This window comes from Paraburkholderia sejongensis (assembly GCF_020880815.1).
Taxonomy (GTDB): domain Bacteria; phylum Pseudomonadota; class Gammaproteobacteria; order Burkholderiales; family Burkholderiaceae; genus Paraburkholderia; species Paraburkholderia sejongensis.
Window position 1 is genome coordinate 84,943 of the sequence record NZ_JAJITD010000003.1, and the last position, 13,522, is coordinate 98,464.

At 64.8% G+C, this 13,522-nt stretch carries 10 protein-coding genes and 1 pseudogene; 7 read left to right on the forward strand and 4 right to left on the reverse strand.

The features are described from left to right. Positions 1-361: 361 nt before the first annotated feature. From LJ656_RS06515 to LJ656_RS06530, 4 genes are all read left to right on the forward strand, one after another. On the forward strand, positions 362-2,668 hold the full coding sequence (locus LJ656_RS06515; RefSeq protein WP_230508453.1) for a putative bifunctional diguanylate cyclase/phosphodiesterase: 2,307 nt from the start codon (positions 362-364) through the stop codon (positions 2,666-2,668). Between the two features lie 118 nt (positions 2,669-2,786). After that, the gene (locus tag LJ656_RS06520; RefSeq protein ID WP_230508454.1) at positions 2,787-3,875 is read left to right on the forward strand and encodes a lactonase family protein; all 1,089 of its coding nucleotides are present in this window, start codon (positions 2,787-2,789) and stop codon (positions 3,873-3,875) included. A 207-nt stretch (positions 3,876-4,082) separates the two neighbouring features. Beyond that, positions 4,083-6,749, forward strand: a complete 2,667-nt coding sequence (locus LJ656_RS06525; RefSeq protein ID WP_230508455.1) for an excinuclease ABC subunit UvrA — start codon at positions 4,083-4,085, stop codon at positions 6,747-6,749. Positions 6,750-6,826: 77 nt separating this feature from the next. Further along, positions 6,827-7,732, forward strand: coding sequence for a LysR family transcriptional regulator (locus LJ656_RS06530; RefSeq protein WP_230508456.1), 906 nt, complete (start codon positions 6,827-6,829; stop codon positions 7,730-7,732). A gap of 43 nt (positions 7,733-7,775) precedes the next feature. Here LJ656_RS06530 and LJ656_RS06535 read toward each other — a convergent pair. Beyond that, positions 7,776-7,991: pseudogene (locus LJ656_RS06535) on the reverse strand (MFS transporter); the annotation flags it as partial. 6 nt (positions 7,992-7,997) lie between these two features. Beyond that, a complete protein-coding gene (locus LJ656_RS06540) occupies positions 7,998-8,582 on the reverse strand; it encodes a glutathione binding-like protein (RefSeq protein ID WP_230508857.1) in 585 nt (194 codons plus the stop codon). Positions 8,583-8,888: 306 nt separating this feature from the next. On the opposite strand from LJ656_RS06540, the gene LJ656_RS06545 reads away from it, so the two are divergent. The 3 genes from LJ656_RS06545 (at position 8,889) to rpoD (ending at position 12,737) form a co-directional block, all read left to right on the forward strand. Further along, on the forward strand, positions 8,889-10,121 hold the full coding sequence (locus LJ656_RS06545; RefSeq protein WP_230508457.1) for an acyltransferase family protein: 1,233 nt from the start codon (positions 8,889-8,891) through the stop codon (positions 10,119-10,121). A 60-nt stretch (positions 10,122-10,181) separates the two neighbouring features. After that, positions 10,182-10,436 (forward strand): hypothetical protein, encoded by a 255-nt coding sequence (locus LJ656_RS06550; RefSeq protein ID WP_230508458.1) that lies wholly within the window; start codon positions 10,182-10,184, stop codon positions 10,434-10,436. A gap of 303 nt (positions 10,437-10,739) precedes the next feature. After that, positions 10,740-12,737, forward strand: coding sequence for an RNA polymerase sigma factor RpoD (gene rpoD, locus LJ656_RS06555; protein ID WP_230508459.1), 1,998 nt, complete (start codon positions 10,740-10,742; stop codon positions 12,735-12,737). Positions 12,738-12,746: 9 nt separating this feature from the next. Here the strand turns inward: rpoD and LJ656_RS06560 are convergent, their stop codons facing one another. After that, positions 12,747-13,013 (reverse strand): hypothetical protein, encoded by a 267-nt coding sequence (locus tag LJ656_RS06560; protein ID WP_230508460.1) that lies wholly within the window; start codon positions 13,011-13,013, stop codon positions 12,747-12,749. A 209-nt stretch (positions 13,014-13,222) separates the two neighbouring features. After that, positions 13,223-13,516, reverse strand: coding sequence for a CppA family protein (locus LJ656_RS06565; protein WP_230508461.1), 294 nt, complete (start codon positions 13,514-13,516; stop codon positions 13,223-13,225). Positions 13,517-13,522 lie beyond the last annotated feature (6 nt).

Here is a 13,522-nt window from a genome sequence, read left to right on the forward strand (position 1 = left end):
GCAAGCGCAAGACGCAATACGCAATCCGCAATACGCAATTACCGCCGTTAGGTGTTAACGCCCATCAAACTCGAGCGGCCAACGCCCGTTAAAGCGTTGCAAAGCTCGATCGCAGACCGCTCCCGCTTTTCCGAGGACGCTCACGTCCGCATCCGGGCCTTTTCCTGGCACCCTGTTTCGATACGGCGGCTACGCCGGCTCTCACGCACTACCCAGTCACGCGTGAAGGCCGCTAGCGTCGATGTGATGCACAGAAAAGTCGTCCCCGAGAATGAATCAAGCTGGTAGTAACAGTCACGCTGGCTCAGAGCCAGCACGCCACCTGAGCGGAACTGCCGCAATCGCCCTGCTCGCCGTGGTGGTGATCTACATTGCCATTGGCGCGTCGATCAACGCGACGCTGTCGCATAACGCCGAAGACCTGCGGCTACGCAACGCGCTCGCGGTGACGGTCGATCTCGAAACGCTGCTCGATCTGCACGTCGCGGCCAACAGCGACTTTCTGCAAGGCGTCGGCGTCGCCGGCTACAGTTCGCGCGGCTGGCCGGTCAGCCGCGCGGCCGCGGTCGCGCACATCTACGACCGGCTGCAGAGCGGCCTCGCCGAAGTGCGGGGCGCGACGGACAAACTGCGGAGCCTGCGACACCTGAGCACCGTGTGGCCGGTGCAACTCGATGGCGCGGCGAACAACGTGTCGCTGGCCCATGCCGGCTCCGCGCAGATCGAGCCGGCGCTGCTCGAACAGGCCAACAAGACCCTCGGCGCGATCATGGTGCAGCTCGCGCAACTGGCCGCGGACGAGCGTCAGCGAATCGCCGACATGCAGTTCGCCGCGCAGGACCAGCTGGTCAGGCAAAAGATCTGGTTGGCGGTCGCGTCGGCGGCCGGCGTGTTGCTGCTGCTGTTCGCGCTGTTGACGCGGCAACGCGCGCAGCTCGCGAAAGTCGCGTCGACGATCGTCGCCACCGAGGCGCAGCGGCGCTTCAAGGAATACTTCGAGCGGCACCCGGTCGCGATGCTGATCTTCGACGTCAATACGTTCGAGATCCTGACCGCCAATGCCGCCGCGCAGATTCAATACGGCGCGACGTTGCAGCAGTTGCGCGCGACCTCGATCGAGCAGATCCGTCCGAGCGCGGACGTCGACGGTTTCAGGCGCGACCTGCAAGGCTATCTCGCGTCGGGAAGAACGGGCGGGCTGGGCGGCGTGCGCCGTCACAAACACGCGGACGGCACGGTCTTTTATGCGGACGTCACTTATCACCTGCTGGATTTCGCGGGCCGCCGCGCGTGCTTCATCACCGCCCACGACGTGACCGAGCACGAAGCGGTGAAGGAGAAGTTGCGGACCCAGGCGTACGAAGATGCGCTCACGCATCTGCCGAACCGGCTCGGACTGAAGTCGCGGCTCGCCGATATCGTCGCGAACGCCGCGCACCACGGCACCCGCCTCGCGCTGGTGTTCATCGACATCGATCAGTTCAAGGAGATCAACGACTCGCTCGGCCACACGGCCGGCGACGAGGTGTTGTGCGAAGTTGCGCGGCGGCTGTCGGAGTCCGTCGCGCGCGACGAGCTGGTGGTCCGTTACGCGGGCGACGAGTTCGTCGCGGTGCTGCGCGGGCGCGGCGATATCGACAGTTTCGTGGCGGCCGCGACGCGGATGAAAGACGCGCTCAATCGCGGCTTGTCGGTCGGCGACAAACTGATCGTCCCGCATGCGAGTGTCGGCATCGCGGTCTATCCCGATCATTCGAGCGACCCCGACACCTTGCTGAAATACGCGGACGCGGCGATGTACCGGGCCAAGTCGAGGGGCGCCAACAGCATTCAGGTGTTCAGCCAGCAGATCGCGATCCAGACCAGCCGCCGCGCGCTGCTCGCGCATGCGCTGCGGCGCGCGGTGGCCGGCGAACAGTTCTCGCTCGTGTATCAGCCGCGCGTCGATCCGGTGACGGGCACGACGCGCGGCTTCGAGGCGCTGCTGCGGTGGCGCGATCCGGAGCAGGGCGACGTCAGTCCCGCGCAGTTCATTCCGCTCGCCGAGGAAACCGGCTTGATCGTGCAGATCGGCGCGTGGGTGCTCGAGCGTGCGTGCCGGCAGATCGCGATCTGGGCTCGGCAGTATCCGGAGCTGGTGGTGTCGGTGAACGTGTCGCCGGTGCAGTTCGAGCGTTCCGATCTGCCCGCGCTGGTCGCGAGCGCGTTGCAGCGCACCGGCGTCGGCGCGCGCAATCTCGAACTGGAGGTGACCGAAGGCGTGCTGATGGCGCCGCGCTCGCTCGGCACGCTGCGAGCGTTGCGCGAGCAGGGCATCTCGATTGCGATCGACGACTTCGGTTCCGGCTATTCGAGTCTCGCGTATATCCGCAGCTTCATGGCCGACCGCCTGAAGCTGGATATGTCGTTCGTGCGGGGGATCGGCCGCTCGCGCGCGGACGAGGCGATCGTCAAAGCGGTGCTCGCGCTCGGGCAGACGCTCGGGATGCGGGTGGTCGCCGAAGGCGTCGAAACGCGCGAGCAACTCGACTTCCTCGTCGAGAACGGCTGCGATGAAGTGCAGGGGTTCTGGTTCGCGCGGCCGGCCGACGCGGCCGCCGCGAGTGCGTATCTGGGCGGCGGGCGGTTGAGATTCGCGGCGGGGCTGGCGGCGTGTGAGGATGAGTGAGGCGGAGTGAGGGCCGCGCGTCGCGACGTCCGCGTGTCGCATGCACGCCTGTTGCGTGGCGTGATCAGGACGCCGCCGTGCTTATTGCCGTTATGATTCGAGAAAAATGGAGATGAGCGTGACCGATCCGCAAAGCAACAACTTCACCGTCGTAGTGGGCACCTATACACAGTCGATGCCGCACGTCGAAGGCAAGGGCGAGGGCATCCACCTGCTCAACTTCGATACGGCGAGCGGACAACTCAGTCCGGTCACGGTGCAAGCGGCCGTCAATCCGACCTATCTGGCGGTATCGGCGGATCGCAGCCGCGTATACGCGGTGCGCGAAGTGACCGCCAAAGTCGGCGCGGGCGTGAGCACTTATGCGCTCGATACCGCGCGCGGCACGTTGACCCTGCTGCGCGACACGCCGACGCCGGGGAGTTGGCCCTGTCACGTGTCGGTCGACGATAGTTTGCCGCTGCTGCTCGTATCGAACTATCTGAGCGGCGAAGTGCTGGCGCTGCCGCTGGATGCGCAACGCGTGCCGGCGGGTGCGCCGGCGGTCCTCGCCGGCGCGGGAACCGGCCCGAACGCCGAGCGCCAGGACGGGCCGCATGCGCACTGCGCACTCGTCAGCCCGGATCGTCGCCACGTTTATATCGCGGACCTCGGCGCCGACCGTGTGACCCGCCACCCGTTGGCCGGCGGCTCCGGCATGCCGCGTCAGGAGCCCGACCTGGTGTTGCCCGCGGCGCCCGGCGCGGGGCCGCGCCACCTCGCGTTCGGCCCCGCGGGCCGCTGCCTGCTGGTCAATTACGAACTGTCGTCGACGTTGCGGATGTACCGGCTCGACGCGGACGGCGCGGCGTCGCTCAGCAGCGAAATTTCGAGTCTGCCGACCGGCTTCGACGGCGTCAGTTACGCGAGTGCGATACGGCTGCATCCGTCGGGCCGCATCGTCTACGTCGGCAATCGCGGCGATGATTCGGTGTTCGCCGCGCGCGTCGACGAACAGGCCGGTACGCTGACGCCGCTCGGCCACTGGCCGGCGGGCGGCGCGGCGCCGCGTGATCTCGCGGTATCGCCGGATGGCCGTTATCTGCTCGCCGCGTCGCAGAATGACGGCTTCATCCGGGTGTTTTCGATCGATCCGCAAACCGGCGAGCTGGAATTCACCGGCCACGATTACCCGATCCGCAACGCGGTGTGCGTCCAGTTCGCGTGAGCGCCATTTCATAAATATTCAGCATCCTTCACGGCAGTCCCGGCTCGACCCGCACGCTCGGTCTGGCCGAACTCGGCCGCGACACGCGAGAGGCGCAGGAGGGGCTGCTGGCCTACCTCGCTGGGCACGATTCGTGCGGCTGTGCTGGGTTGCAGCCGCGCTGCTACTATCGCAGCGCACGCCCCGCCCATCCGCCATCGATCGAACATGGACGCCATTGCCCGCAAAGCCGCTTCGTCGCCGCCGTTAGAAGGGTTCGTGCAGGTGCGCGGCGCCCGCGAACACAACCTCAAGAACATCGACGTACAGATCCCGCGCGACGCGCTCGTCGTGTTCACCGGCGTGTCCGGTTCGGGCAAGTCGTCGCTCGCGTTCGGCACCTTGTACGCGGAGGCACAGCGCCGCTACTTCGAATCGGTCGCGCCGTACGCGCGGCGGCTGATCGAACAGGTGGGCGTGCCGGAAGTCGATGCGATCGAAGGCTTGCCGCCGGCGGTGGCGTTGCAACAGCAACGCGGCACGCCGGGCGCGCGCTCGTCGGTGGGCAGCGTGACCACGCTGTCGAGCCTGGTGCGGATGCTCTATTCGCGCACCGGCACCTATCCACCGAAGCAGCCGATGCTGTTCGCCGAGGACTTCTCGCCGAACACGGTGCAAGGCGCGTGTCCGACCTGTCACGGCCTCGGCCGCGTGTACGAGGTCACCGAAAAATCGCTTGTGCCCGACGACTCGCTGACCATCCGCGAGCGCGCGATCGCCGCGTGGCCGCCCGCATGGCACGGCCAGAATCTGCGCGACATCCTGGTCACGCTCGGCTACGACGTCGATACGCCGTGGCGCGACCTGCCGAAAAAAGACCGCGACTGGATCCTGTTTACCGACGAGCAGCCGACCGTGCCCGTCTACGCGGGCCTCACCCCGAAAGAAACCCGCGCGGCGCTCAAACGCAAGGACGAGCCAAGCTATCAGGGCACCTTTAGCGGCGCGCGCCGCTACGTACTCCATACCTTTGCCAACACGCAAAGCGCGCTGATGAAAAAGCGCGTGTCGCAGTACATGGTCGGCAGCGACTGCCCGGAGTGCCGCGGCAAGCGGCTGAAAAAAGAGGCGCTGTCGGTGAAGTTCGCCGGGCTCGATATCGCCGAGCTGTCGCGGTTGCCGCTCGCGGCGCTGGCCGCGATGCTCGAACCGATCGCGCGCGGCGCATGGCCCGATGCGGCCGACGCAGCCGGGGCGGTCGCGGGCAAGGCTAATGTCCTAAGCAGGAGCGCGATGCGCGAAGCCGTGGAAAAGCGCGTGTCCGCCGGCGGCTCGGCGCACAAGGCCTCGCCGGATGTGCGGCGCACGCCGAACATGTCGGAGGAGAAGCGGCTCGCCGCGCAACGCATCGCGGCCGAGTTGCTGGAGCGGCTGACCACGCTGATCGATCTCGGCCTCGGTTATCTGACGCTCGATCGCAGCACGCCGACGCTGTCGTCGGGCGAATTGCAGCGGCTGCGACTGGGCACGCAGTTGTCTTCGCAACTGTTCGGCGTGGTGTACGTGCTCGACGAGCCATCGGCCGGCCTGCATCCCGCCGATGGCGAGGCGCTGTTCAGCGCGCTTCAGGCGTTGAAAGCAGCGGGCAATTCGCTGTTCATCGTCGAGCACGATTTGCAGATGATGCGGCGTGCGGACTGGCTGGTCGATGTCGGCCCGGGCGCCGGCGAAGGCGGCGGGCAGGTGCTGTATAGCGGACCGCCGGACGGGCTCGCGAGCATCGACGCGTCGCAGACGCGCCGCCATCTGTTCGCCGCGCCGACTCCGCTGGAACGCACGCCGCGCGCGGCCGCCGGCTGGCTGAAGCTCGCGAGGATCACCCGCAACAACCTGCACGACCTGGACGTCGCGTTTCCGCTCGGCTGCCTGAGTACGGTGACCGGCGTATCGGGCTCCGGCAAGTCGAGCCTCGTCAGCCAGGCGCTGCCGGAACTGGTCGCGAGCCGGCTCGGCAAGACGATCGACAACGCAGAGGACGACGAAGAAAACCCGCTGTTCGTCACCGCGGCGGCGCGCACCGGCGGCCATATCGCCGGCGGAATGGAAGCGATCAAACGTCTGGTGCGGGTCGACCAGAAGCCGATCGGCCGTACGCCGCGCTCGAATCTCGCGACGTATACCGGCCTGTTCGACCACGTGCGCAAGCTGTTCGCGGAGACGCCCGCCGCCCGCAAGCGCCGTTACAGCGCCGGCCGCTTTTCGTTCAATGTCGCGCAAGGGCGTTGCCCGACCTGCGAAGGCGAGGGCTTCGTCAGTGTCGAACTGCTGTTTCTGCCGAGCGTGTATGCGCCGTGCACGACCTGTAACGGCACGCGCTACAACGCGGCGACGCTGGAAATCACGTGGCGCGGCAAGAACATCGCGGACGTGCTGAGCCTGACCGTGGAGGCGGCGTGCGAATTGTTCGCGGACGAAGCGGCGGTGATGCGCGCGCTGGCGGCACTGCGCGAGCTGGGCCTCGGTTATCTGCGGCTCGGTCAGCCGGCCACCGAGCTGTCGGGCGGCGAAGCGCAGCGCATCAAGCTCGCCACCGAATTGCAACGCGCGCAGCGCGCCGACACGCTGTATATCCTCGACGAACCGACCACCGGGCTGCATCCGGCCGACGTCGATCGTCTGATGGCGCAACTGCAGGGACTCGTCGACGCGGGCAATACGGTGGTGCTGGTCGAACACGATATGCGGGTGGCGATCCAGAGCGACTGGGTGATCGACGTGGGCCCGGGCGCCGGCGACGAGGGCGGGAAAATCGTCGCGAGCGGCGCGCCGCGCGAAGTCGCGAGTGAGCCGGACAGCCGGACCGCGGTGTATTTGCGGCAGCAACTTCAGGTCTGACGCGACGGCAACCGCACGGGCCCGCGTTCACGTGTAAGCTACCGCGACATTACGCACGGTGCGTGGACCAAGGAGTCATGGACAAACTCGTCGCCCTCAAAACATTGCTCGAAGTAGCCGATGCCGAGGGCTTCGCCAAGGCGGCAAAACGGATGGGGGTCGCCACATCATCGGTTGCCCGGCTGATGGATGCGCTCGAGGCCGATCTCGGCACTGCGTTGCTGACGCGCACCTCGAGGCGCGTCAGTCTCACCGACGCCGGCGCGAACTACGTGGAGCGCATCGCCGCCGTGCTCGACGGACTGGCCGAAGCGGACGAAAGCATTCTCGATAGCGGCACGGTGCCGGTCGGTACGCTCCGGCTGACGGTGCCGGCGACTTACAATCGCGTCGTGCTCGCGCCGCACCTCGCGGCCTTCATGCGCGAGCAACCGAACGTTGCGCTCGACGTGGTCGTAGCGGACCAGATGGTCGATCTTGCGCTCGACCGGATCGACGTGGCCATTCGTATCGGCGTGCCGGCCGACAATCCCCAGCTCGTCGCGAAGGTACTGGCCGAGAATCCGCGGCTGGTCGTCGCGAGTCCTGACTATCTGCAACGTCACGGCGCGCCGGCCGCGCCCGCCGACCTGGCCGACCATCAATGTCTGCGGATCGCGTACGGCGGCAGCTATCGTGCGCGTCAGGCATGGACGTTCACGCACGCCGGTGAGCAGGAGCGGGTCAACGTGCGCGGACGGCTCGTGACCAACAGCCTCGATATGCTGCTCTCGGCGGTGCTCGCAGCGCAAGGGATCGCGCTGTTGCCGCGCTGGCTGGTCGAACCGCATCTGCGGACGGGGCAACTGAGCGCGTTGTTCGCGGATCAGCGAGTCACTCCGCACGACGATGCGGCGGTCGTGTTCGCCGCGTTCCTGCCGAACCGGCGTCAATCGCTGAAAGTGCGGGCGTTCCTGCAGTTCATCGAAACGCGGCTGCAGTAACGCGTCGCCCGCGCGCCGCGGGCGACGCGGGCGCTTCAGCGGTTCAGCGGTTCACGCGGGCATGGCTTCGTCCCACCGCCACGAAGTGCACCAGCGCGAGCAGCGGAAAGCTCAACGCGACATCGGCGAGGAGCGGCCAGCCGCCGCGCTCGAACAGCACGCTCGCGAGCCCGGAGCCGAGCGCGCCGCCCACGAAAATGCTCGTCACATAGAGCGCGTTCAGACGATTGCGGCTCGCCGGATCGAGTGCGTAGATCTGTGATCGTCAATCCAGTCCCTCATGCTTGAGCGCAAGCTGGACGGCCGGACGCGTACGCATCCGCTCGGCGAACTCGTTCAATTTCGCCGGGACTTCGATGCCCACGTGGTTTGCCCACCGCAGCATCGTGAACAGGTAGGCATCGGCGACACTCACATCGCTGCCGAACAGATAATCGCCGGCGAACATGGCGGCGATCAACTGGAAACGTTGATCGAGCTTCTCGCGCGCCGCCGCCGCTTCTGCATCCGACGTGGGCTTGAAAACCCGGCCGAACTGCTTGTGAATTTCCGTCGAAATGAAAGCGAGCATTTCGAGGAGCCGCAAACTGCCGGGTTCACCGTTCGGAGCGAGCGCGGGTTTGCGCTGCGCGACCCACGAAAGGATCGCGACATTCTCGGTAAGCCGCTGTCCATCGTCCATTTCAACGGTCGGGACATAACTCTTCGGATTGATCTGGTTGAATTGCTCGCCCGTTTCCGTTTGCTTGGTCGCCAGGTCGACGCGAACGCGGTCGAACGTCAGACCGGCCTCATGCATCGCGATATGGTCGGCGAGGCTGCACGCGCCGGGGGAATAGTAGAGCTTCATGGTAAGGGCCTCTTCCTCGGGATGACTCGATCGTTGCAAACGCAGCAACCCACGTGCCGCGTTCGGATGAGAGAGGCCACACATTCGATGCTGGTATGACGAATGCCTGCGCCGCGCGCATGCATAGCGCACGAAGCGCCAAAAGGTCCGGATTTCGCGTCGTATATGTTTTTGCACGCGAGCCTAACCCTATGCTTGTTTCTGGAGATCGGGAGCGGTGCACCGGATTGAGCGGGCATCGCTGCAATCGGTCTGAATCTGACGGCGTTTCGCCGACGCTCATCGACCATCGCCGAGGCGCGCGTCATGAAAGAGAAATTCCCTGTTCTCGACATCTTGCGGTTCGCGCTCGCGCTCTACCTGACCGTTTTCCATTCGATTCATCAATACCCGCAAAGCCGTGATATTCCGTTGATCGAGGTCGCCGGAATGGGCGGTTTCGTAACCAGCACATTCTTCGTGCTGTCCGGCTTTATCCTCACGCACGTCTACTTTCGCGACCTTGGGCCGATGCGTGGCGGTGTGCGCAAATTTTTTGTTAATCGGTTCTCGAATCTCTACGTCATTCACTTCATCGGTCTTGCGCTGTTTTTCGCGGTGAGTGTCGTGAGCACGAATGCGATTACCGCGTTCACATTGATGTCGCTCGACGATGGCCCCGATCGCACCGTTGCGCTCGCCCCCGCGGCGGCGGCCTGGAATATCGCGCTCAACGTGCTGTTGCTGCAGGTCTGGAACCCGGTGTACGGTTCTATCAATCCGTCGTCGTGGTCGTTGTCGGTGCTGCTGTTTTTCTATCTGACGTTTCCATTCGCGGCACCGCGCCTGCTGGCCGTGCGTAACAAGCTGGCGATCATGGTGGTGCTGCTGGTGCTTTATCTGGTCCCGCCCATTCTCGCAAGCGCGCTGCACTGGTTCGGACCCGTGGCCGTCGGCACGGTCATGCGTAACCCGCTTTTGCGCCTGCCCGAATTTTTCGCCGGCATTGTTCTGTACGGGTTGTATCGCGAGGGCGCGCTGGCGTTCGTCACAGCGTCGGCCACTCGACGCATCGTTGCAAGCGCATTCATTGCCGGCTGTTTTTTCTGCGGTGCCTGGTTGATCGCTCACGGGCCAATCTACTGGCGTTATCTCGTGCACAACGGTGCGATGCTGCCGGCGCAAATGGTTTTGATCGCGCTGTGTACTTCGGCTCGCGTGCCGGCTCGAGGGGAGCGCCCCGCGGCGCGGCTCGGCAATTCCGCGCTATCCGTTTTCGCAATTCACGCACCGGTGTTTCTGCTGATGATCAAGGCCAGCAAGCTGCTGTCGATGCAGGTATCGCCGCTGGAATGCGCGGCCAATTTCTCCGCATGCGCTATTGCGTCGAGAGATGTGGTGCCCACTATGTGGAGCTTGCCGTTGTATCTGGCGGTTACCGCGATCGCGGCGGTCTACTTCCAGGAGCGTGTCGTCGCACCGCTGCGCAATCTGATCCGGCGCAAGTTGCTAGCCAACGAACAGCCGGAAAAGGCCGACGCGGGATCGGCTCGTGTGTAAAGCACAGGCGCGGACGAGCCGGTCGCTAAAGTTTGCCCGCCCCAGGCCGAAATTCCTTGCATGACGGATGAACTACCGAACTTTCCGGGCGACGACCCGATCCTGGCCGAAGCGCGTGCTCTCGAGGCCAGCATCCGGGCCATCCGGCGGGCTCAGGGGAAGCGCAATCCCGAGGACTTTCCGTTGGGAAGTGCCGAATGCTTCGCGGCGATGGAAGAGTTCGTGCGCGATGTCGGTCGTGTGCTCGAACTCGAACTCCGTTATCTGAACCAGGGCGGCGACCACGATCAGCATGGAGCGGGGGCGTCCGGGTAATTCGCTCGCCACCGCGACGCACCGCTGATCCTATTTCGGCCCGCTGCCAGCGGCCGGAACGCCCGCCATTGGTGCGGCGCAACAATTTATGCTATAATTTTAGGCAGTGGTTTTTCCCTGCGCTGTTCCTTGTTGGTTGCGCTATTTCAACCGGTCCGCTTTTCGAGCTGGCCGCGTTTCCTGCTCGTTGCGATTCTGCAATTGCCCCCCACCTGAAGCACATGAGTGTATGTGGTTCACCGGCTGCGGTGCGCAGTAGCCATTGGTCGCGCTATCGCCGGGCAAATCTGTCGAGGAGAAAATATGGCAAGTTCCGTTCGGGATGATTCGGGCCGAGACACGGTCGCATTCATGCACAAGACGTTGGCGCGGCGCGCGACGAAGGACAAGGCCGCCGCGGTCGTGCCGCCGGTAGACGCGGCGTCGAGCCAGTTGCAGGACGAAGAACGGCAACGGCAGATGCGCGCGCTGATCCAGCTTGGCAGGGAGCGCGGCTATCTCACGCACGCCGATATCAACGATCACTTGCCGGATAACTTCGCGCAGACCGCCGCGATCGAAACCATCGTCAGCACCTTTAACGACATGGGCGTCGCGGTGTACGAGCAGGCGCCCAGCGCGGAGACGTTGCTGCTGAACGATGCCGCGCCGGCCGCGGTGTCGGACGAGCAGGCCGACGAAGAAGCCGAAGTGGCGCTTTCCACGGTCGATTCCGAATTCGGCCGCACCACCGATCCGGTCCGGATGTACATGCGTGAGATGGGCGCGACCGAACTGCTGACCCGCGCGGGCGAAGTGGAGATCGCCAAGCGCATCGAAGCGGGCCTTCAGGAAATGATCCAGGCGATTGCCGCGTGTCCGGCCACGGTCCGCGCGATTCTCGCGAGCGTCGATCAGATCGAGGCGGGCGAGCTGCGCATCGACGAGCTGGTCGACGGTCTGAACGACGACGCCGAAGCGGTTGAGCCGGCCGATATCACGGACCTCGAAGCGGCCGATGCCACCGGCAGCGACGACGAAGACGACGGCGAAGACGACGACGGCGAGATGACCGAGGAAGATTCGGCGAAGGCGAACGCGGCGCGGCTCAAACAGCTGACGAACGACAGCCTCGTGATCTTTGCGCGCGTGCGCAAATTGGCCGAACCGGTTTTGCGTGCCGGCGCCGCGCATGGCAAGGGCAAAGCAGCGTTCACGCGCGCGTGTGCGGCGATCCAGCGCGAGCTGGCGCCGATTCGCTTCACCGCGCGGACCATCGACCGGCTGTGCAGCGACGTGCAGAACCAGGTCGCGCAGGCGCGCGCGGTCGAGCGCCGTATTCTCGCGATCGCGGTCGATCGTTGCGCGATGCCGCGCGACAAGTTCGTCGAGTCGTTTCCGGGCCACGAAACCGATCTGGACTGGGGGCAGCGCACCGCCGCGGCATCGCGCAAGTACGGCGCCGCGCTCGAACGCAGTCTTCCGGCGATTCACGCCGAACAGCAGAAGCTGATCGAGATCGAAGCGAATACCGGACTGCCGCTGCAACAGCTGAAGCAGATCAACCGGCAGATGGTGGTGGCCGAATCGAAAATGCGTCAGGCGAAGGGCGAAATGATCGAGGCCAACCTGCGTCTCGTGATTTCGATCGCGAAGAAGTACGTGAATCGCGGCATGCATTTTCTCGATCTGATTCAGGAAGGCAATATCGGCCTGATGAAAGCAGTCGACAAATTCGAGTACCGGCGCGGCTGGAAATTTTCGACCTACGCGACGTGGTGGGTCCGTCAAGCCGTCACGCGCGCGCTCGCGGATCAGGCGCGCACGATTCGCGTGCCGGTGCACATGATCGAGTCGATCAACAAGCTCAACCGCATTTCACGCGAGATCCTGCAGCAGACCGGGCAGGAAGCGCATCCGTCCGTGTTGGCCGAACGCATGGAGCTGTCGGAAGAGAAGGTGCGCAGCATGTTGAAGGTCGCGCGGCAGCCGGTGTCGCTCGAGACGCCGGTCGGCGAGGATGCCGACGCGACGCTCGGCGACATGATCGAAGATCCGCTGGCGGCGTCGCCCGCGCAGGCCGCTGTGGATGCGAACATGCGCAGCGCGATCGACGAGGCGCTCAACGCGCTGTCGCCGCGCGAGGCAAAGGTGCTGCGGATGCGCTTCGGGATCGATACCGCGTCGGACCATACCCTCGAGGAACTGGGCAAGCAGTTCGATTTGACGCGCGAACGGGTCCGGCAGATCGAAAGCAAGGCGATGCGCAAGCTGATGCACCCGAGCCGCGCCGACAAACTGCGTCAATTTCTCGACCAGTAAGCCGCGACGTTAGCGTCCGTGCGCCTCACGCCAGATTGCGTCTTTTTCGGGGTATGGGGTGCGCCGGGCGCTGTCGAATCCCGCTGAGATGACCAGCAGGATGCCGGCCAAAGGCCAGAGATAGACCACGAAGGAAAAACAGAGCCAGGCCGCACTCTGTGGTGGAGAGGCATTCGACGCCCAGAGAAGGCCGGTAACCGGCAGCATCAGCAGACATAGCGCCGACCAACGTAAAAAAGCGGCGGCCCTGACGTTCTTGAGCGTTTCACCTTGCATGCCGGTCTCCATTGGGAAAGGCACTTGTGCCTAGATTGGCACGACGGCCAGTTCACGAATACTTGGTGAAATCCCTGACGCTGAGCCATTCGATGCTCGATGGATTGTTCCCGCACTTCTGCCAGGCAAGCGGCTGACGACCGCAAAAATGGATCGCTCAACTAATCAAAGTCGAGCGGCCGGTTCTAAAGACATAAAAGCACTGCGCCTCAACGAAAATGGCCGGTTCCGGCGGTGCCGTGTTTTGCCGACGCTGCGCGAGTGGCCAGAATGCTGCGCATGGTGGCCAGCGAATGTTCGGCGATTACGCTCGGGGTGGGACGCGCGCTGGAAAGCTCCGGCGCTCGCACCCCGAGGCGTCTGCAAACTGCCGACAGATACGGTTTGCCCGGTCCCGCACATCGCTCGATAGCGCTGACAAGCGCCGCATCCCCAACATGCCGGCGAAGCCATTCCAGCGTTCGACGGTCCTTCTCGTTGTAGACCCTGACCAGATGTTCCATTGCGCC

Coding starts and splice junctions, on each gene's coding strand:
- LJ656_RS06565 (WP_230508461.1), bottom strand. CDS start 13,516: ATGGAACATCTGGTCAGGGTCTACAACGAGAAGGACCGTCGAACGCTG.
- LJ656_RS06540 (WP_230508857.1), bottom strand. CDS start 8,582: ATGAAGCTCTACTATTCCCCCGGCGCGTGCAGCCTCGCCGACCATATC.
- LJ656_RS06550 (WP_230508458.1), top strand. CDS start 10,182: ATGACGGATGAACTACCGAACTTTCCGGGCGACGACCCGATCCTGGCC.
- LJ656_RS06530 (WP_230508456.1), top strand. CDS start 6,827: ATGGACAAACTCGTCGCCCTCAAAACATTGCTCGAAGTAGCCGATGCC.
- LJ656_RS06525 (WP_230508455.1), top strand. CDS start 4,083: ATGGACGCCATTGCCCGCAAAGCCGCTTCGTCGCCGCCGTTAGAAGGG.
- rpoD (WP_230508459.1), top strand. CDS start 10,740: ATGGCAAGTTCCGTTCGGGATGATTCGGGCCGAGACACGGTCGCATTC.
- LJ656_RS06560 (WP_230508460.1), bottom strand. CDS start 13,013: ATGCAAGGTGAAACGCTCAAGAACGTCAGGGCCGCCGCTTTTTTACGT.
- LJ656_RS06545 (WP_230508457.1), top strand. CDS start 8,889: ATGAAAGAGAAATTCCCTGTTCTCGACATCTTGCGGTTCGCGCTCGCG.